Below are 17,191 nucleotides of genomic sequence, written 5' to 3'. Positions count from 1 at the left end.
CCCCTACAATAGTCTCATTTTTCCAATAAGTCCATTATTTAGAGGAAAGACGGGTATAACAACACTATCACAATTTAGGAGGCTGTAATGATGAAAGCTGTAACGTTTCAGGGTGCAAAAGAGATGGAAGTGAAAGAGGTCCCGGATGCGGTGCTTCAGAAAAACGATGATATCATTGTCCGCATTACATCTACTGCTATTTGCGGATCCGATCTGCACATCTATCAGGGAGCACTGCCGGCGGAAAAAGACTATGTCGTCGGGCATGAGCCGATGGGAATTGTCGAAGAGGTCGGACCCCAAGTAACAAAAGTTAAAAAGGGTGACCGTGTGGTTATTCCTTTTAACATTTCCTGCGGAGAATGCTACTACTGTAAACACGAACTTGAGAGCCAGTGTGACAATTCCAATGGAAATCCGGAAATCGATACAGGCGGGTATTTTGGCTTTACTGAACGTTATGGCAATCATCCCGGAGGTCAGGCTGAGTATTTGCGGGTTCCTTTCGGAAATTTTATGCCGTTTGTTATTCCTGAATCGGTTGAACTTGAGGATGAGGCTCTCCTCTTTATGTCTGATGTCCTTCCTACAGCCTACTGGAGCATTGAAAATGCCGGTGTGAAAGCTGACGATACGGTTGTTGTCCTCGGATGCGGTCCTGTTGGGCTCATGGCACAGAAGTTCGCCTGGATGAAAGGCGCCAAACGGGTTATTGCTGTAGATAATCTCCCATACAGGCTTGAGAAAGCAAAACGAATGAACAATGTGGAGATTCTTAATTTTGATGATTTTAAAGATACGGGCTCCCACATAAAAGAACTGACAAGCGGAGGCGCTGATGCGGTGATTGACTGTGTCGGCATGGACGGCAAAAAGTCAGCCCTCGAAGAAATCGGCCAAAAGCTGAAACTTCAGGGAGGAACGCTTAGTCCGTTTGAAATTGCCATGAACGCCGTCAGAAAGTTCGGCACCATCCAGCTTACCGGTGTTTATGGTTCAAAATATAACATGTTTCCGCTAGGAAATATCTTTGAACGCAATATCAATCTAAAAATGGGTCAGGCACCGGTTATCCATTACATGCCAATGCTTTTTGATATGATTGCCTCAGGAAAGCTTGACCCGACCGAAATTGTTTCGCACAAAGTTCCTTTGAGCAAAGCAAGTGAAGCTTATAAAATCTTTAATGATCATGAAGATGAGTGTGTGAAGGTTGTATTGAAGCCTTAAGCATACAGCAAAAAGGGTGAATGTGAGCACGGTCACATTCACCCTTTTATTGTGCGATTGAGTTCTTACGGATAGTTACCCTCTACCAAGCCTCTTCTAGCCCTTGAAGGTTTTAATCCAGCGGATAAGTTCCCTCAAGCATTCTCTTCTTGCCCCTTAATGGTTCTAAACAATCTTTGCCTACATCCTTTTTTAATGCTGCTTCATCTGAACAGGAGCATACGCATTTACCATTTGCTGCATGTCACTCTCAGGAAGCTGCGGCACCTGGTAATAGTGATGCTTGTTCTGATAGATCGAAATTTCATAGGCCATCTCAATACAGTTTGGAATGGTATCTGCAAGTACACGTCTTACTGTCGGATTGGTTACTTCTGTAGTCGCCATTCCTTTAAGAGAAGCATTTGATTTCACCATGTTCAGCAATAAACTTGTAATTACCTGATCCGTAATTTCACCCGGCATCCCGATTGGCTTCACTGGGGGAGTTTGTTTCAGGCCGTAAACAAAGTCATTGCCCTGTTTCATGTTATAGACTTGTGTCGAAACAGAAGGCTTAACTCCCGTCTGAAAGCATTCTACAATCGTGTTATATTCCGTCATCATAAATTGCTCCTGCCTGTTCATCAAATCAAGCAATTCCGGGTCTTTAACATGCGGTTTTAAAAGGGCATAAAGATTTAAAGCATTCACCGCTCCCGACAATATTTCTGATACATCAAACATTTCATGTCCGCCGTGATTTTGCTGCGGCGGAACCATGCCTGTCTGCATATTTTCGTTTGGATCTCCATTTATTTGCTGAGTCATGTTTCGTCCTCCTTTTTTTTACCTTTCTATTCTCTATCAGGAAATAGATTCTATTCGCTCATTCCATGATTCCTGCCTGGATCAGCCGCACGTCTGCATGCACGTCAAATTGAACCTTTTGCCCAAGCTTCTTCCAGTCCCTGTACCCCTCCTGGCGAAACTGTTCTTTTATTCCAAGAGGGTCGACATCAAGCTCCTGCAGTTTTTTTAGCAGAGAAAGCATTTCTTCCTCCAGCATTTTTTCCGTTTTCTTTTCAAGTTTTTTTATGTTTGGCTGTCTTGTTAAATCAAGCCCTCCGGCTTCCATCACCCGGCCGTCCATTTTGACTGACACGGACATCGTGTATCCAGTCAGCTCTTTTCGTGGATGAAATTTAGCTTTTGAAGAGAGATTCTGAATGCTGACCGGGTTCTTTTTCTGTGAATCGACTTCGATAATTCCCTTGTTTGCTTTCTCATATAGGATTTTCATCATATAGCTTTCCTGCAGATCCAGTGTGCCTGCGAACTTGTCATCCTTTAAAAGCGCGACTCCAATTACCTCTACGGCCTGGTTTTTATTTTTTATTAACGGCAGGAAAGGATCGAAGCCATCTCCCCTGTATTGAAAAAGGAAATGATGCAGGTTCATGCTCGGGATGGTGCGGTCCATATTCTGCGAGACAATATCTGTCACGTATTGAGATACAGATTCTTCCTGCTTAATGTCGGCAGAAAGAATCTCAAAGGCTTTCCCTTCAGAAACACAAAGGCTGATGTCTCTGCCGATATTCGGATCCCGCTGGAGGTTATCGACGATTGGCCCGATTCCGTATTTCGCTATTTCCTGATCAAAAATAATGATGCCCACCCGCCCGACTTCTACCGGTCTAGTGGACTGAGCCTGTATTTTCTGCCTGATGCTTTTGCTTGTTTTCCCGACTGCGGTAAGGACAACATTTTCCGGGACTGACTGAACGCCCGGAGGTGTATAGGTTGCGCCGTCTGTTACCTGGAATTCATCTTCTCCGATATAATCGTATCCTACCGCCTGAATAAGCTGCACGTCTTCGAGAACTTTTGAAGCAGGCACGCAGCCCCCGGTAATCAGGATGAGAAAAACAAGTCCTGCCGCTTTTAATGCATTCAAATTTGTTTCCTCACTTTCATGATGATTAACTGCAGAATAAAGAGAATCGGTATGTAACCATATATCGTGTAAAATCCAAACTGGGACATCTTGTTATTCAGCCAGTCGATCTGGCCTCTGTCTTTCAGGAAATAGGAGGCAGCAAACACTAAAGCGCAAATGAAAATCAGGGCAGATCTTTGTTTGACGAAAGGCAATACACGGTTCATCCCTCTGCTTGCACTCCAGAGTCCGATGCATATATTCGGAAGGACAATAAAGAACCAAATGGAAATTCCTACGTATTCAAACCGTTCAATGACAGTCAAATCGACTATTTTCCAAAGAGTCAATGTAGCCCAAATCGTTGTTTTAAGCTGATCCTGATCGAAATAAGCGAAAGATACCAGAGCAGTGACCAAATAAATGAAAATGCTGAACAGGACGCCAAAATGGGCCCATTTCTGCGACTTGGGAGGATCTTTTAAAAAGGGATAAAACATAAACAGGACCTCGAAGCCAAGGAAATTCAGTGTCATCGTTTTCGTGGCGCTAAGAAGTTCCTTAAACGATAAATCAATGACCGGCAGCAGGCTCCCCCAGTAAGCTTCCCGAATCGGGAAATACTTCACAAAAAGTAAAGGAAATCCATAAATAACGCCGAGAAAGGCAATGCCTGTTACAATCCGGAATCCTCCTGTCACGTATGAATAGGCAATTAATATGATAATTCCGGCAAAGACCCAGTGATAAACATCCGGAAACACCCAGACTTGAATGACCTCCACGTATGTACGGATCAGCACAATGACAAACATCGTATAATAGGCAACAAAATAAAGGCTGAACAGCCCTCCGATCCATTTACCGAAGAGGTCATGATGGATGGCGGTTATATCATTTTTCCCCCTGTTCAGGATCTGATAGGAAATCCAGATCAGTGCGAGAATTGTGACACCCGACAAGATAATGGCAAGCCAGGAGCTGTGACCCGCTGACTTTGCAATGTAGCGTTCAAAGCCTAATATCCCAACCCCCACCTGCATGGCATGAATTAAATAAAAGACAAAGTAGTTCGAGACTTTTTTTTCCTCTTTCGGCAGCGGAAACATCACAGCACCTCCTTAATCTTCAATGTCGGGCTTTTTTTCTTTGTGTTTTTTCGTTTCAAACCTTACAGGTGAAGCCGTTCTCATCTGCAGCGGACGCGTATTTTGCATATAAATCGGCAGTCTGAAAAGAGAATCTTTGAGATCCTTCATTCTGAGCGGGTAAACTGGTGCAAGATAAGGACGCCCAAGGGAAGATAGCTTCAACAGGTGGCCAAGAAAGTATGCAAAGCAAAAGGCAATCCCCATCAGGCCAAACAGCTGTGCAGAAAAGATGAAAGGAAAACGGATTAAACGGATGACGTTGCCCATTTGATAAACGGGAGTAGTAAAGGAGGCAAGAGCAGCAAGCGCTACAATAATTAGCAGAACATTACTTGTCAGACCTGCCTGAACAGCTGCTGTCCCAATGACAATCCCGCCTACGATACCGATAGTCTGTCCGATTTTCGTCGGCAGTCTTGCTCCCGCTTCCCTCAAAAGCTCAATCGTCAGTTCCAGAATAATCGCTTCCCAAATCGGCGGAAACGGCACTCCGCTTCTTGAAGCAACAAGCGGATTCAGCAGGTTCTGGGGAATCATTTCATAATGATACGTCAGCACCCCGACATACATGGCAGTCGAAATAACAGAGAAAAAGACGGCAAACAGCCTGACAAGTCTGAAGGCAGAAGCAATCGGATACGACAAAAAGTAATCCTCAAACGCCGAGAAAAATTCAATTAAAGTAGTCGGACCGGTCAGCGCATGCGGTGAACCGTCGACCAGTATCGTAATTTTACCTTCGGAAAGAACACCGGCCACCCGGTCCGGCCTTTCCGTATCGATCATTTGCGGAAAAACGGAATGGTGGTTATCCGAAATAATCTGTGCAACAACTGAACTGTCCAGAATATTGTCATAGTCGATATCGCTTATTCTTTGAATAATGGTCTGAACATTTGTATCATCCGCAATATCTTTTATGTAAAGAACAGCCACTCTCGTTTTTGAGAGTCTGCCTACCTTGATTTCTTCTGCAATTAACTCAGGAATCGGAAGCCGTTTACGGATTAAATTCAAGTTGGCATCAAGTGATTCTACAAATGCCTCTTTTGGACCTACTACACTGTATTCCACTTCAGGCAGACTGACTGCCCTTTTCTCAAGTGTTATAGCAGGAATCAAAAGCAGTTCATTCATGTTTGACGTACACTGAATGCCGATATTCCCTGCCAAAAGTTTTCCTTGAGCTTTTTCAGCATCGTTAATAATTTCCGAATCATCTATTGGAACCGTTTTTTGCAGATCAAACAGCGTTGCGCCTTTTTCCCCTTCGATAATATGAGGAAGAACGTGATCATGCAGCACTTTTCCATCAACAAGCGTCTTAAAGTAATGAATATAGTAAGGGCATTCCTCTGAATAGCGGTACGAGGTGAAATCTGAAGAAAGCTTGCACTTTTTCAGCAGGCCTTCCATGCTGCTGTCCTGTTTTTGGTCAGATGACGTTCTCTGCGGCGGCTTTTTCTTAAAAAAAGTGAACATGACCAGACCTCCTCTCTAATTTTTTTCAGGAACATAAAAAAACAAGACATTCTTAAGGTGCCTTGTTTTTTGGAAAATATGAGATGACGGAGACCAGATTTACCGTTGATCGAGCAGTTTGACCGTCAGCGCTGCATTTAGAATCTGGACGGCAGGTGTTACGTATTCTACGTTTGGAGAAGTTAAATCCAGCGTTCTGACAGTAATTTCATCATCGCTTTCCAGTTCCAAGTGCACTGTTTTTCCGATTGTTGTTTGGATTGTGTCTGTCGCCATTAGTGAAAACCTGGACAAGTCAATCATTGTGTTATTTCTAAAGAACGCAAAGTTGGCAATTACTGGATTTTCCATGACATCTGCCAGGAAATTGATTTCGTAAACACCTGATTTTTTTATTTTCAGGCTATTATCAGCAAGAATTCCACCTAAATGGCGAAGCGGTCCTGCAATTGTGAAATTGACAGGATCTCCATCCAACGCAAAACTGCCAAGTTCAAAATTGTAAAGAGATCCATAGGCAATAGAAATGTTCTATTTTTTTACAGCACTTTTTGTACTTTCTCTTATATTTGTGCTTGTATTTTTCCTTAAAGTACTTCTTATTATTATTTTCACAGGAAACATGTTTTGTTGCCGCTTCGACAGATTCTTCCACAGCCTCTCCTATTACACCAGCCAAACTTTGCGTAAATTCCATTACTGCTGACTCGCCTTCAAGACTATCCGAAAGATTTCCTTCTGCCAGTTCTCCGCTAAGTGAATCGGTTTCACTTTCATCCAGAAAAATCACTTTCACTTTTACCTTTGTGTCATGATTATTTTTTTTAGACACCCAAATCACTCCCTTATGGCAACCTATTCCGCATAAAGGTGATTTGATTGTGTATTTATCCAGTTTATCAGGGGACATTCACGGTTTTTCCGCACAAAAAAAGGAGAGCTCTCTCCTTTTTTTATCGCCCAAAACTCATATGCTCATACCGGCCGCGGATCATCTCATAAATGCCGTAAAGCATCAGACCTGCAGCAGCAAGGCCCAGCATCCACCCGCCGTATGGTTTAGAGGCAAGCTCAGCTAAGGCACCGTCAATTCCTTTAGATTGCTCCGGGTTTGCTGTAATGGCTGTTTGAATAAAGAAATACCCGATCATCGCAAGCACGATTCCCCTTGCAATTAAGCCTGATTTTCCAGACTTTCTTGCAACCTTGCGTTCGTGTTCATTCATTTCGCTTACTCTGAACTTGTTCATGAATCGTTCAGTATAGCCGTTATAGAGTTCATACAGACCATATCCGATAATTATGGCTCCAACCAGTCCAATGATCCATTGGCCAAAGGGCTGCTGGAGCAGCTTGGCTGAGATTGTTTTTTCAGACCCGCCTCCGCCTGAGCTTGCGTGCATTGCAATTGTTATTGCTTTATAAGCGATGGCTCCATAGACGACTGCACTTACTGCATAGCCGGTTCTCACCAGGATGCCTTTTGTCTTTTTTCCTTTTCTCTCCGGATCAAGAAAAGCTTTTATAAGTTCCCATAAGACATAACCAATCAGTCCGATGCCGATCACCCACAGTAAAATCTCTCCGAAAGGCTTTCCTGCCACGGTTTCAAACATGCCGCTCGTTCCGGTCATTTTCCCTCCCAGTCCAAGAGCTGCAAGCAGCGCAAGAACGCCGATCAGAAAATAGACAAGTCCTTTTGCCATATAGCCAAATCGTCCGAACCGCCTGATCCAGGGCTTTGTTTCTTCGCCTGCATCATTCGCCTTTGCCTTAGCTTCTGCCTTTGCAGAATACTCCATATATATCTCTCCCTCACGTCAGTCGTTGTTATCTGACTATACATTTCCCATTGGCTGGCGAAAAGAAACCTGCTGGAAAAAAATACATAGAAGCGTTTAATCCATCTGTACAAATTGACTTGTTTCACCGTATACTTATAAAAATAATAGCAGGAGTGTTAATGCCATGAGTTTATCTAAAGCAAAAAAACAGCGTCTGAAAATGGAGCGCGAAGGAAAACGGAATCCCGAAAGCAGCAGAAGTCCATTTGCTCTGCAGGATTTGAGCACAAAACGGACGAAAACGAAAAAAGAACAGCTTTATAGAGAAAAACATAAGAACCATTCCCGGGACTGCGGAAAAGATGGTTCTTTTTATTTTGCCTCATAGCGTCCCCTTACATAGTAATTTGTTATCGCTAAGTACTCTCTTGAGAAAGATTTCAAAACGGCGACACCCGGAGTTTTGGCCGGCAGCCCCTCCACATCAAGGCCAAGCTGTTCTGCTGCAAGCAATGAGCGGTAAATATGAAAGTCATTTGTGGCAATCAGTCCCTGTTTGGCATTTTCAGGCAGTACTTTCTTTGAAAAAGACAGGTTCTCTATCGTGCTCGTTGAAGCAGATTCTTTTATAATTCTCTTTTCATCAATACCATGCCCGCGCAAGATCCTGCTGATTGCCTCGGCTTCTGTTATCTCTTCCCCCGGCCCCTGACCTCCCGATGCGACGGCAATGGTCTCCGGATTCTTCTTCATATACGCAGCTGCTGCATCCGCCCGGTACTGCAAAGCGAGAGAAGGCACCGTCCCATTTACTTTCGCACCGAGGATAATGATGTAATCCGCTCCACCTTCCGGCTGCCCGGAGGCTGCTGTATGAATGCTGTAATGGAGAAATGCTGTGTAGATTAATCCTGTAAGAAGCAAACCGATCATACTGTACTTGATTAATTTTTTCATCATGACCATCCGTTTCTCATATGTAATCTACCTCCACTATACATGATAATTTTTGGAAAAAGATAAAGAAATTCTAAAGAATACGCAAAAAAAAGCATCCATGATGAAATGGATGCTTTTCAAACCTATTGACTGACTTCAGCCGATTCTTCCTTTTTCTCTTTAGACAAGAACCAGCCAGCTGCTGCGATTCCGACGAGTACAGCGTAGAATGTAATTTTCCACTCGGGGGATTTTGCAAATCCTTCAGGCAGCACAGCAAGTTCAGGATGCGACAGGGTGTAAATGGATAGTTTTACTCCAACCCACCCGACAATTCCGAAGGCTGCAATTTCAAGGCCAGGACGTTTATGAAGCAGGTCGACAAAGAAGTTTGCCGCAAATCTCATAATAACAAGGCCGATAATACCCCCTGCAAAGATGACGAGGAATTTCCCTCCATCAAGACCGCCGATTGGAGGAAGGTTCGTATTTGGAAGCGTGACTGCGAGTGCGACAGCAGCCAAAATGGAATCTACAGCAAATGCGATATCTGCAAGCTCGATCTTCAGTACAGTAGCCCAGAATCCTGATTTTTTCTTATTTGGATCTTCATCTTTCTCCTGCTTTTTAAAAACAAGCTTTCTTAAGATATGGTTTGCTGCGATAAACAGCAAGTAAAGAGCCCCGATTGCCTGAACCTGCCAGACATCAACCAGGAAGGAGATTGCAAACAAGGATCCGAACCTGAAAACAAAGGCACCTGCGAGTCCATAGAAAAGAGCCTTTTTCCGCTGCTCTTCCGGCAGGTGTTTGACCATAATCGCAAGTACAAGCGCATTATCTGCAGCAAGCAGCCCTTCAATCGCAATCAAAAGCAGCAGTACCCATCCATATTCCATCAGCATTGTTAATTCCATCTGTTAGTCCCCCTTTACAACTGTGATAAAGTCTTGATCTTTGCTGATGACACCTTCATCAAACACAAGCCTCGTATTAAAGAAATACGACCTCTCCTCATTTGATTCCGTAAGATTTTGAGGAAGCCTGAACACGAAATCAATCCGGTTCTGTTCATCTGACTGAATTTGCTTTGAAGTTAGAATGTTGGCCGTTTCAAGTACATTCTCACTGCCTGCAGACAGATCGGCCGCAACCAAGTCACAGTCAATCCGCTTCAGCTGCTGCTCAATCACACCGCCTTTTATTAAAAAATAACCTTTTATACACTCACCGGGATTAAACTCTTCCTTAGTTAAGATCAAATCAATTTGAGCAGAACCAATACCTAGAATAGACATATATTTTCTTAGAATCATCTTCATTCCTCCTATTTCATTCCTATTTTTTTGGTGTACTTGTCATCAATGCGCTGTTCAATTTTTTCTAGCCGGCTTTTGTCTCTCAGAAGCTCTTCTTTGTTTTCACGGGTTAATTTTTCAATGGACCATCGGATCTTTTTCATTCGTTCTCACACCTCATTTAAGAAATTTCGAATAAAAAAAACCTTTGCCTGCGTTCGGCAAAGGTTTTTTGTTCTGAAAACAATAAAGACCTTTACCGGTAATAGGTAAAGGTCTTGCTAACAACGTCATGGTTGCCAATAGGGCCGGAAGCATCGCTGCTTCGAAGTGACGACTCTATTGTAAAAGCTACTCCCCTTTAGGAGGTTCATTTATTCGATTTGTATACTGCTATTCTATAAGAAACCGGCAAAGATGTCAACAACTAATCTAAATTTTATAATAATTAGGCGGTTGTCCGCCAAAGGCATTTCCGTTAAAAAGAAAACATAGATTGATATAAAAAGGAGGGAAAACATGTTAATCAAATTAAGTGTTGCAGGCGCTTCGGGTGCGTTCATCTGTCTTGCTGTCCATCTGATCGGAACGTTAAAAAAAGGGATGGTTACGCTGGATGAGACGAACAAGACGCTTGCAGAAGTCAGAAACGCAGTAAACGGGCTGTCAGAGGAAGCCGAGCAGCTGATCCATACAGCAAATCAATTAACATCAGATGTCAAAGGCAAAATCCGTAATGTCGATCCGCTCCTTGAATCTGCACATGATGTCGGTGAAATGCTCCACAACGTCACATCATCCATCAAGCAGGTCGGAGCTGTCTTCGGAGCCAAACGCCAGCAGCGGACAGAGATCTCGGTCAATGAACCTCCCGTGCGGATCAAAGGACCTCTCAATATAAATGTTAAATAGGTTCACCTCCTCCACAATGAAACTGTAAATATGACAAATAACACGTTTCACTTTAGGGAAATTATGGTATGATATCAGAGTCATTACTGCCATATTACCTATTAAAAGGAGGCGATCTGCCATGCAAAAATACCGAAGAAGAAATACACCGGCCTTTACATTCCTTGCTTACTTTACATTCTTTGCCGGAGTCGCGCTGTTTTGTCTCGGACTTTACAATGCCGATAACCTTCAGCTGAATGAAAAAGGCTACTACATCGCTGTCATGATGCTCGTTGCCGTTGGAGCGATCCTAACGCAGAAAGTTACACGCGACAATGCCGAAGACGATGAATTGATTGCAGAGCAGGAGCGCAAGCAGAGTCTGGGAAAATCGATGGATTCATAATAACAAAAGCGGAAGCGCCTTGCTCAGATCCGACAGGCAGAAAAGAATCCGAGGGAAAAGCCCGAACTTGACTTTTCCCTCGGATTTGTTCTGACGGAGGATCTAGGCGCTGCAGCTGGACGGTGGCAACTTTGCAAGAACCGGACTAGGGCTATAGCTCGTCCGGTTTTTTTGTGTTAAGATCCCAACTCGCTGTCTGGCGTCATTCGGCGTACTGCTGCCACTTTTACCTTAAGGTGTAGTTCTGCCACTTTCACCTTATTTGGATGGTCGGTTGTGGCGTCATTCGGCGTAGTGCTGCCACTTTCACCTTATTCGAATGGTCGATTGTGGCGTCATTCGGCGTAGTGCTGCCACTTTCACCTTAATTGGATGCTCGTTTTGGCGTCATTCAGCGTAGTGCTGCCACTTTCACCTTAATTGGATGTTCGTTTGTGGCGTCTTTCGGAGTAGTGCTGCCACTTTCACCTTATTAGGATGGGCATTTGTGGCGTCATTCAGCGTAGTGCCGCCACTTTCACCATAATTGGATGCTCATTTGTGGCGTCATTTTTCCGTTTTTTTATTGAACCTCAATTTATTGATATGTTTTGTCCAAGCTACTTTTATAGGCACAAAAAAAACAGCAGCACTAAGCTGCCGTTTCCCATCAAAAACTTGAAATCCCGCTCCATTCCTGAAAGCGGTACATGAATGTCAGAATGAGTGAATCATCTGCAAATACCTCGTAATCCTCTGTGTATGTTCCTGACTGGTTTGACCAGAGCTCATCAAAATACTCTTCCATTTCTGCCATCATTCCAGTATTGGAAGGGCCGGTAATTTTCAGGTCTGTCTCAAGGTTAAAGTCCCCGAGATTGCGTTTCGTGAAATTGGCTGATCCGCCAATAACCGTATCCTCTTCCTCACCCTCAAAGAACATCAGCTTCGTATGATACTGTTCGCCGTTTGTTTTATACCACCGCACCTGGATGTTTCCATCAGATTTTGAAACCAGCTCATGTGCAGCAGGCCTGTTTGGAACACCGTTCTTCTCCCGGCCAAAGGCGTCTTTGTTTGCATCAAGGATCAGTCTGACCTCTGCTCCTCTTTCTGAAGCGGCCAGGAGCTCCTTAATGATATCGCGGTCAGATAAATAAAAGGCCCCTACCTTAATCTTTTCGTCTTTTCCGGTCTGCTTCATTTCGTTTACTAAGTGTTTCTTGATTTTCCCTTCGGTTAAAAGCTGAACATCATAATCGCCCGACTCCGCCTGTGCAAATACAACAGTGCTCTCATCCATTTTTACATCTGTTCCCGACAAGGAAGCAACCGCTTTTTCCGTTTCAACGAGTTCCCTCAGGATCTCTCCCTTTACAGCAAACGCAATATTCGAATGGAGCGAGCTGCCGTCGTGGGGATTGGCGGACGTCACGATTCCTTCTTTTTCAGACACAATGACTTTTCTGTGATTTGCTTTAAAATTTAATAAGTCCAGATAGGACCTGAGTGTGACATCAGGAGAATCAGGACTGAACGCATTCGGAATCCAGCCGCTCCCTCCGGTACCAAACCACTGCAGAAACGTCCTGTGGCCCCCGGAGAAAAACGGATTCGAATCCCTGAGTGGCTTTAAATCCGTAAAGACAACTTCAATGCCGTTATCTTTCAGCTCTTCTGCAATCTGTGACGGGTATGATCCATAAAAGGTATTAATGCGGTCGGTAATCACCGTTATCTTGACTTCTTTATCCTTCTGTTTCTTTTCAATTAAAGCGTCTTTAAGGCTGCGGGACAGGGCTGGATAGCTTGCAGAACGGTCGTATTCATCGTTAAACAAGAACATATCCATCATGATAAACTGGTCAGCCTCCTCAATGGTATCTTCAATCCTGTCAAAAATGACCTGATTATGAGTCACATCTTCTCCGTTTTCATACGTCAGATCGTACAGGAATTCCACCTGTCCCGCGTGAATTTCACCTTCGTGGGAGATGCCTTCCGGGAGAGGTTTTGTATAATGATAGACGGCTGTGCCGGAACCCAAAAGGGCGAAAAGCAGCAGAACGCCGAGAAAAACCTTCCTCTTCCGTTTCTTTTTCACGCTTGTTTTTTCTTGTATGACTGTGTTGGCCATAAAAAACGCTCCTTACATAAGTCGATTGGAACTGCATGATGATGACAGTAAATAAACAGACCTATTATATGTAACGTTTCATTAGGTGAAAAGTTTCATTTTTTCCAACATTCACAAAATAACCCAGCCTGAATAACAGGCTGGGTTATTTTCTCTATTTTACTGAAACGGTATCAGAAGGCTCTGATTCCTGACCAAAGGCATCAACAGTTGTCACATAATAAGTATGCTCTGCTGCAGCTTCATCCGTATAGCTCTTTCTTTCAAGAGCAGAAATGCTCGCAACCTGCTCGAAATTTTCCCCATTTTTGTCTCCTCTGTATACTCTGTAGCCTGCAACCGTGTCTTTACGGACAGCATGCCACGTTACAAATGTACCATTCACTTCTACAGTTTCAGGGGCAGGGGGAGGCGAATCCTTTGCCGTTTTCTTTTCCTTTTTTAATTCTGCAAACACGACAAGTCGTTCCTCATGCGTTCCTGCAGAGCGGTCAAACGTTCCTGAACAAGTAATCAGATTTAAATTCTGTCCTTCTGACGTCTGGAAAATTTCATCGATTGGAGCTGATGAACGGCCGTAGCTTTCCTGCTTTGTTACGATAAACGTAAGCGCTGTTCCGTTTTGATCCTTTACGATGATTTCGTCACCCTGTTTTACTTTTTTCAGATCAAAAAAGATGGCAGGGCCTGTTTTGCTGTCAACATGGCCTGCAAGAACCGCACTTCCTCTGCTGCCGGGCTTAACTCCGGGTTCAAACCATCCGACATTATTTATATCTTCAGGAACTCCCATCTGACCGTTATCAAGGATCCCGACCTGTTCTATCGTGGCATTCACATTAATCGAAGGGATTTCAACTGATGCAGGAACAATGCCTTTCATTTGGGCAGATTCTCGCTTCTGGGCTTCGACCAGTTTTTTCACTTCGGATTTTAATAAAGTAAACTCATTCAGCGATTGATCAGACCCGTCGGAAGCATTTTCAGTCTGCACAGCCGTCTGCTCTTTTTTTTGAGGGGGTATTTCGGTAGAGGATGATTGAGACGGGAAAAGCCCGTAGCTGTAGCCAGCGAGGATAAAACAAATGACGCTGCTTATGCCAAGTAAGATGATTTTTTTCATAGTTCCATGCACCCCGTTTTTAAACATCGATTTGTCCTAATAAAAAAGAGGGGAAGGATCAGTGCACGTGCAGCTGATCCTATCTCTTTCATGTGTTCAAAACCGAACTTCTTTTATCAGCAATTACCGCTGTTCAGCCGTTTTTCTTCTGAAAAGTACCAGAGCTGCTATAGCTAAGAGCGAGCCTAATCCGCTGAATACGATCGCAGAAGCAGGCAATGTTTCACTTGTCCCGCCTAGTCCTGTTTTCGGCATATCTTCAGGCATAGCTGAGGCTTCGAACTTATCAGGCATTTGCGTAACGATGGCATTTCCAAGAGACTGGCCTACACCAAACATGAACTTGTACCCTTCGCGGAATGACTGGTAAGCTGCATCGTAGTCGCCGGCAACATACTGGTCAAACGTTTGTGTTACAAGGGCTTCGTGCTGCTTAATGGCAGCTTCGGCGTCTTTGGCAGGAAGGTTTTCACCCGTTGCAGCACCAAGGAATGCGCCAAAGTCCATTGCAAACTGGTCAAGCTTTGCTTTTGCTTCATTTATTTTCGCATCGTTTCCTTCAAGAGTGGCTGCTGCAATTTCAGCCTGTGCATTGATGTGGTTGCCCTGCCACACTTTTTCAAACTGTGCGGCACCCTCTTCTCCATATACAGAGCCGATGGCTGCTTTAAAGTCTGCTGTGTTGGCATCCTCTGCCCAGCTGACAAAATCATAATCCTCTTTTTGGTCGTAGCCTTTTTGCATGCCTGTTGCTGCCAGTGCAAAGTGTTCGGCTGCAAGGCTGTTTAGCGTTGAACGAAGGTCTGCTGCAGGTGTATCAGATTTTGTATTTTCGAATTTTTCAGGCATTTGAGTCGTGATGGCCCCCGCTAATGCGTCACTGATCACATACATATGTTTATATCCTTCTCGGAATGTTTCATTCGCTTCCTTGTAGTCGCCTTCTACGTAGTTATCAAAAACTTCAAGTACCTGTGCTTCGTGAACTTTTACTGCTTCTTCTGCCGCTTCTTTAGGAAGCTTGCCTTCTGTTGCGGTTCCAAGGAAGGTTGAAAATTCTTCAACGAATGCAGCCACTTCTTTTTCTGCCTCTGCACGGGCTTTTTCATCTTTTTCTTTTGCGGCATTTACAAGATCTGCTGTGTAATTATTGTGTTCACGGAAAATACGTTCAAACTCTGCTGCGCCTTCTTCCCCGTAAACGGATGCAATGGCAGGAGTCATGTCAGCTGCGTTCTGATCTAGAGCTTTATTCGCTGCCTCTGCATCTTTTGCTCCATCATAGGATTTTGTCATGGCTGTTACTGCTAAAACAAAATGCTCCGACAATAGATAGTCAAGATCTGCTCTGAGCTGCGCTGCCGGTGTGTTGACTGTCGGCTTCATTTCTTCTGCCTGGACGGCCGTTCCAAAAGCTGGTACAAGTAAGGATAAGCCAAGTGCAGGTGCTAACAATTTTCTGATTTTCATGATTACACGCTCCCTGTCGTTTATTTATTGAATTTCTTATACAGGAAACGACAGGATTTTTTAAATGGATCACTTTTTTATTAATTTTTTATCTGGGTATAAAAAAACAGACGGATCATCCGCCTGTTTTCATCTATTATCCCAGGTCAACGTTATGATAGACCTGCTGAACATCCTCTAAATCTTCCAGGGCATCAATCATTTTTTCAAATTGTGCCTGTGCATCTTCAGGGAGCTCAACGTCATTTTGAGCAAGCATCGTAAGTTCAGCTACTGTAAAATCTGTAACACCGGCATTTTTAAATGCTTCCTGAACGGCATGAAATTGCTCCGGTTCAGCATAGACAATGACAGAATCTTCTTCTTCAAGAATGTCCCGCACATCAAGGTCTGCTTCCATCAAAAGTTCAAGAACTTCCTCTTCGTTCTTGCCTTCAACACCGATAACGGCAGTTGCATCAAACATGTATGCGACAGATCCGTTAACCCCCATGTTGCCTCCGTTTTTGCCGAATGCAGCACGGACATCGGACGCTGTGCGGTTGACGTTGTTTGTCAATGCGTCAACAATCACCATCGAACCGTTTGGTCCAAATCCTTCATAACGAAGCTCGTCATAGCTTTCCTCCGAGCCGCCTTTTGCTTTTTCAATCGCACGGTCAACGATGTTTTTTGGAACGCTGTATGTTTTTGCACGTTCAAGAACCATGCGGAGTGCCTGGTTTGATTCCGGATTTGGCTCGCCCTGCTTGGCAGCTACATAAATCTCCCGGCCGAATTTTGCGTAAATCCGGCTTGTATTTGCATCTTTAGACGCCTTTTTCTCTTTAATATTGTTCCATTTACGGCCCATAATTTTTTCACTCTCTTTCCATTCTTATAAAAATGCCTGTTTAAACAAGCACGTGTATGATTGACATTCAATCTATTATAGCAAATTCCTCCTGTTTTTTTCGAGTACTTGTTTCCTTGTTTCAATCTTTCATAGAGCGGGTACCTTTTTACCATGGAGGCGATAAAGATGAAACCGAAATTCAAAGTTTTTCACGATGATGAACAGCTGAAGGAATCGATTGACAGATTGCGCCATGACGGCATCAGGGACGAGGATATTTACATACTCTCACACGATAATGATCACGTCAGACGCGACCGCAAAGAAACAGACGCCAATAAAATCGGCGTAGGTGTAACCGGAGTCGGAACAGCCATCAAAAATGTGTTCAGAAGCAAAGATGAGAAACTCGTCGTAAAAATGGAAGAGATCGGATTCGATACTGAAATGGCCGAAAAGCTTGAAGAAGAACTTGATAAAGGTAAGACGCTTCTTGTTGTTAGAAATCAGGATGAAGTGACATTCTGATATTCAAATACAAT

Annotated in this window: 20 protein-coding genes; 5 read left to right on the top strand and 15 right to left on the bottom strand. The window is 43.8% G+C overall.

All coding sequences use genetic code 11. From position 1 onward, the window contains the following. The first annotated feature begins 90 nt into the window (after nt 1–90). Complete coding sequence (locus tag ACK1LH_RS05815; RefSeq protein ID WP_411334707.1) at nt 91–1,230, top strand: zinc-dependent alcohol dehydrogenase; 1,140 nt, start codon at nt 91–93, stop codon at nt 1,228–1,230. Nucleotides 1,231–1,422: 192 nt separating this feature from the next. Here the strand turns inward: ACK1LH_RS05815 and ACK1LH_RS05810 are convergent, their stop codons facing one another. From ACK1LH_RS05810 to ACK1LH_RS05780, 7 genes are all read right to left on the bottom strand, one after another. After that, a complete protein-coding gene (locus ACK1LH_RS05810) occupies nt 1,423–2,040 on the bottom strand; it encodes a spore coat protein (RefSeq protein WP_411334706.1) in 618 nt (205 codons plus the stop codon). A gap of 58 nt (nt 2,041–2,098) precedes the next feature. Further along, a complete protein-coding gene (locus tag ACK1LH_RS05805; RefSeq protein ID WP_411334705.1) occupies nt 2,099–3,169 on the bottom strand; it encodes a Ger(x)C family spore germination protein in 1,071 nt (356 codons plus the stop codon). Beyond that, complete coding sequence (locus ACK1LH_RS05800) at nt 3,166–4,260, bottom strand: GerAB/ArcD/ProY family transporter (protein ID WP_203289819.1); 1,095 nt, start codon at nt 4,258–4,260, stop codon at nt 3,166–3,168. The genes ACK1LH_RS05805 and ACK1LH_RS05800 overlap by 4 nt, the downstream gene beginning before the upstream one ends. A gap of 12 nt (nt 4,261–4,272) precedes the next feature. Further along, nucleotides 4,273–5,784, bottom strand: a complete 1,512-nt coding sequence (locus tag ACK1LH_RS05795; RefSeq protein WP_411334704.1) for a spore germination protein — start codon at nt 5,782–5,784, stop codon at nt 4,273–4,275. A gap of 99 nt (nt 5,785–5,883) precedes the next feature. Then, nucleotides 5,884–6,261: a hypothetical protein gene (locus ACK1LH_RS05790; protein ID WP_411334703.1), complete on the bottom strand. Its 378-nt coding sequence runs from the start codon at nt 6,259–6,261 to the stop codon at nt 5,884–5,886. A gap of 16 nt (nt 6,262–6,277) precedes the next feature. After that, complete coding sequence (locus ACK1LH_RS05785) at nt 6,278–6,616, bottom strand: hypothetical protein (RefSeq protein WP_411334702.1); 339 nt, start codon at nt 6,614–6,616, stop codon at nt 6,278–6,280. 121 nt (nt 6,617–6,737) lie between these two features. Further along, complete coding sequence (locus ACK1LH_RS05780) at nt 6,738–7,586, bottom strand: DUF1206 domain-containing protein (RefSeq protein WP_203289816.1); 849 nt, start codon at nt 7,584–7,586, stop codon at nt 6,738–6,740. A gap of 166 nt (nt 7,587–7,752) precedes the next feature. Between ACK1LH_RS05780 and ACK1LH_RS05775 the strand changes: the two genes are divergently transcribed. After that, nucleotides 7,753–7,956 (top strand): hypothetical protein, encoded by a 204-nt coding sequence (locus ACK1LH_RS05775; protein ID WP_411334701.1) that lies wholly within the window; start codon nt 7,753–7,755, stop codon nt 7,954–7,956. On the opposite strand, the gene ACK1LH_RS05770 is transcribed toward ACK1LH_RS05775, so the two are convergent. The 4 genes from ACK1LH_RS05770 to ACK1LH_RS05755 all read right to left on the bottom strand — a co-directional run bounded on the left by ACK1LH_RS05770 (nt 7,941) and on the right by ACK1LH_RS05755 (nt 9,969). After that, nucleotides 7,941–8,528: a YdcF family protein gene (locus ACK1LH_RS05770; RefSeq protein WP_411334700.1), complete on the bottom strand. Its 588-nt coding sequence runs from the start codon at nt 8,526–8,528 to the stop codon at nt 7,941–7,943. The two genes, ACK1LH_RS05775 and ACK1LH_RS05770, sit on opposite strands and share 16 nt — an antisense overlap. Before the next feature lie 122 nt (nt 8,529–8,650). Beyond that, nucleotides 8,651–9,424, bottom strand: a complete 774-nt coding sequence (locus ACK1LH_RS05765) for a TerC family protein (RefSeq protein WP_411334699.1) — start codon at nt 9,422–9,424, stop codon at nt 8,651–8,653. Nucleotides 9,425–9,427: 3 nt separating this feature from the next. Continuing rightward, nucleotides 9,428–9,823, bottom strand: coding sequence for a sporulation protein (locus tag ACK1LH_RS05760; RefSeq protein WP_411334698.1), 396 nt, complete (start codon nt 9,821–9,823; stop codon nt 9,428–9,430). 11 nt (nt 9,824–9,834) lie between these two features. Beyond that, nucleotides 9,835–9,969, bottom strand: a complete 135-nt coding sequence (locus tag ACK1LH_RS05755; RefSeq protein ID WP_203289811.1) for an FbpB family small basic protein — start codon at nt 9,967–9,969, stop codon at nt 9,835–9,837. A gap of 355 nt (nt 9,970–10,324) precedes the next feature. Here ACK1LH_RS05755 and ACK1LH_RS05750 point away from each other — a divergent pair, with 355 nt between their 5' ends. After that, nucleotides 10,325–10,717 carry a DUF948 domain-containing protein gene (locus ACK1LH_RS05750; RefSeq protein WP_051826979.1) on the top strand — a complete coding sequence of 131 codons (393 nt, stop codon included), beginning with the start codon at nt 10,325–10,327 and terminating at the stop codon, nt 10,715–10,717. A 121-nt stretch (nt 10,718–10,838) separates the two neighbouring features. Then, nucleotides 10,839–11,105, top strand: coding sequence for a YiaA/YiaB family inner membrane protein (locus ACK1LH_RS05745; protein ID WP_411334697.1), 267 nt, complete (start codon nt 10,839–10,841; stop codon nt 11,103–11,105). Between the two features lie 649 nt (nt 11,106–11,754). Here ACK1LH_RS05745 and ACK1LH_RS05740 read toward each other — a convergent pair. The 4 genes from ACK1LH_RS05740 to ACK1LH_RS05725 all read right to left on the bottom strand — a co-directional run bounded on the left by ACK1LH_RS05740 (nt 11,755) and on the right by ACK1LH_RS05725 (nt 16,667). Continuing rightward, a complete protein-coding gene (locus ACK1LH_RS05740) occupies nt 11,755–13,221 on the bottom strand; it encodes a phospholipase D family protein (protein ID WP_411334696.1) in 1,467 nt (488 codons plus the stop codon). A 154-nt stretch (nt 13,222–13,375) separates the two neighbouring features. Continuing rightward, a complete protein-coding gene (locus ACK1LH_RS05735) occupies nt 13,376–14,344 on the bottom strand; it encodes a sortase domain-bontaining protein (RefSeq protein ID WP_411334695.1) in 969 nt (322 codons plus the stop codon). A 123-nt stretch (nt 14,345–14,467) separates the two neighbouring features. Further along, entirely contained in the window at nt 14,468–15,814 is a 1,347-nt protein-coding gene (locus ACK1LH_RS05730; RefSeq protein ID WP_411334694.1) for a copper amine oxidase, read from the bottom strand. A 136-nt stretch (nt 15,815–15,950) separates the two neighbouring features. Next, nucleotides 15,951–16,667, bottom strand: coding sequence for a YebC/PmpR family DNA-binding transcriptional regulator (locus tag ACK1LH_RS05725; protein WP_411334693.1), 717 nt, complete (start codon nt 16,665–16,667; stop codon nt 15,951–15,953). 168 nt (nt 16,668–16,835) lie between these two features. Between ACK1LH_RS05725 and ACK1LH_RS05720 the strand changes: the two genes are divergently transcribed. Further along, complete coding sequence (locus ACK1LH_RS05720; RefSeq protein ID WP_282034881.1) at nt 16,836–17,177, top strand: general stress protein; 342 nt, start codon at nt 16,836–16,838, stop codon at nt 17,175–17,177. Nucleotides 17,178–17,191 lie beyond the last annotated feature (14 nt).

Source organism: Metabacillus indicus (assembly GCF_046603695.1).
GTDB classification, from domain to species: domain Bacteria; phylum Bacillota; class Bacilli; order Bacillales; family Bacillaceae; genus Bacillus_P; species Bacillus_P indicus.
This window is presented reverse-complemented; position numbering and strand designations above follow the sequence as displayed.

Excerpts from the sequence above, each read along its gene's own strand:
- ACK1LH_RS05815 (WP_411334707.1), top strand. The coding sequence starts at position 91 with ATGAAAGCTGTAACGTTTCAGGGTGCAAAAGAGATGGAAGTGAAAGAG.
- ACK1LH_RS05810 (WP_411334706.1), bottom strand. The coding sequence starts at position 2,040 with ATGACTCAGCAAATAAATGGAGATCCAAACGAAAATATGCAGACAGGC.
- ACK1LH_RS05800 (WP_203289819.1), bottom strand. The coding sequence starts at position 4,260 with ATGTTTCCGCTGCCGAAAGAGGAAAAAAAAGTCTCGAACTACTTTGTC.
- ACK1LH_RS05795 (WP_411334704.1), bottom strand. The coding sequence starts at position 5,784 with ATGTTCACTTTTTTTAAGAAAAAGCCGCCGCAGAGAACGTCATCTGAC.
- ACK1LH_RS05780 (WP_203289816.1), bottom strand. The coding sequence starts at position 7,586 with ATGGAGTATTCTGCAAAGGCAGAAGCTAAGGCAAAGGCGAATGATGCA.
- ACK1LH_RS05775 (WP_411334701.1), top strand. The coding sequence starts at position 7,753 with ATGAGTTTATCTAAAGCAAAAAAACAGCGTCTGAAAATGGAGCGCGAA.
- ACK1LH_RS05770 (WP_411334700.1), bottom strand. The coding sequence starts at position 8,528 with ATGATGAAAAAATTAATCAAGTACAGTATGATCGGTTTGCTTCTTACA.
- ACK1LH_RS05765 (WP_411334699.1), bottom strand. The coding sequence starts at position 9,424 with ATGGAATTAACAATGCTGATGGAATATGGATGGGTACTGCTGCTTTTG.
- ACK1LH_RS05760 (WP_411334698.1), bottom strand. The coding sequence starts at position 9,823 with ATGATTCTAAGAAAATATATGTCTATTCTAGGTATTGGTTCTGCTCAA.
- ACK1LH_RS05755 (WP_203289811.1), bottom strand. The coding sequence starts at position 9,969 with ATGAAAAAGATCCGATGGTCCATTGAAAAATTAACCCGTGAAAACAAA.
- ACK1LH_RS05750 (WP_051826979.1), top strand. The coding sequence starts at position 10,325 with ATGTTAATCAAATTAAGTGTTGCAGGCGCTTCGGGTGCGTTCATCTGT.
- ACK1LH_RS05745 (WP_411334697.1), top strand. The coding sequence starts at position 10,839 with ATGCAAAAATACCGAAGAAGAAATACACCGGCCTTTACATTCCTTGCT.
- ACK1LH_RS05740 (WP_411334696.1), bottom strand. The coding sequence starts at position 13,221 with ATGGCCAACACAGTCATACAAGAAAAAACAAGCGTGAAAAAGAAACGG.
- ACK1LH_RS05735 (WP_411334695.1), bottom strand. The coding sequence starts at position 14,344 with ATGAAAAAAATCATCTTACTTGGCATAAGCAGCGTCATTTGTTTTATC.
- ACK1LH_RS05730 (WP_411334694.1), bottom strand. The coding sequence starts at position 15,814 with ATGAAAATCAGAAAATTGTTAGCACCTGCACTTGGCTTATCCTTACTT.
- ACK1LH_RS05725 (WP_411334693.1), bottom strand. The coding sequence starts at position 16,667 with ATGGGCCGTAAATGGAACAATATTAAAGAGAAAAAGGCGTCTAAAGAT.
- ACK1LH_RS05720 (WP_282034881.1), top strand. The coding sequence starts at position 16,836 with ATGAAACCGAAATTCAAAGTTTTTCACGATGATGAACAGCTGAAGGAA.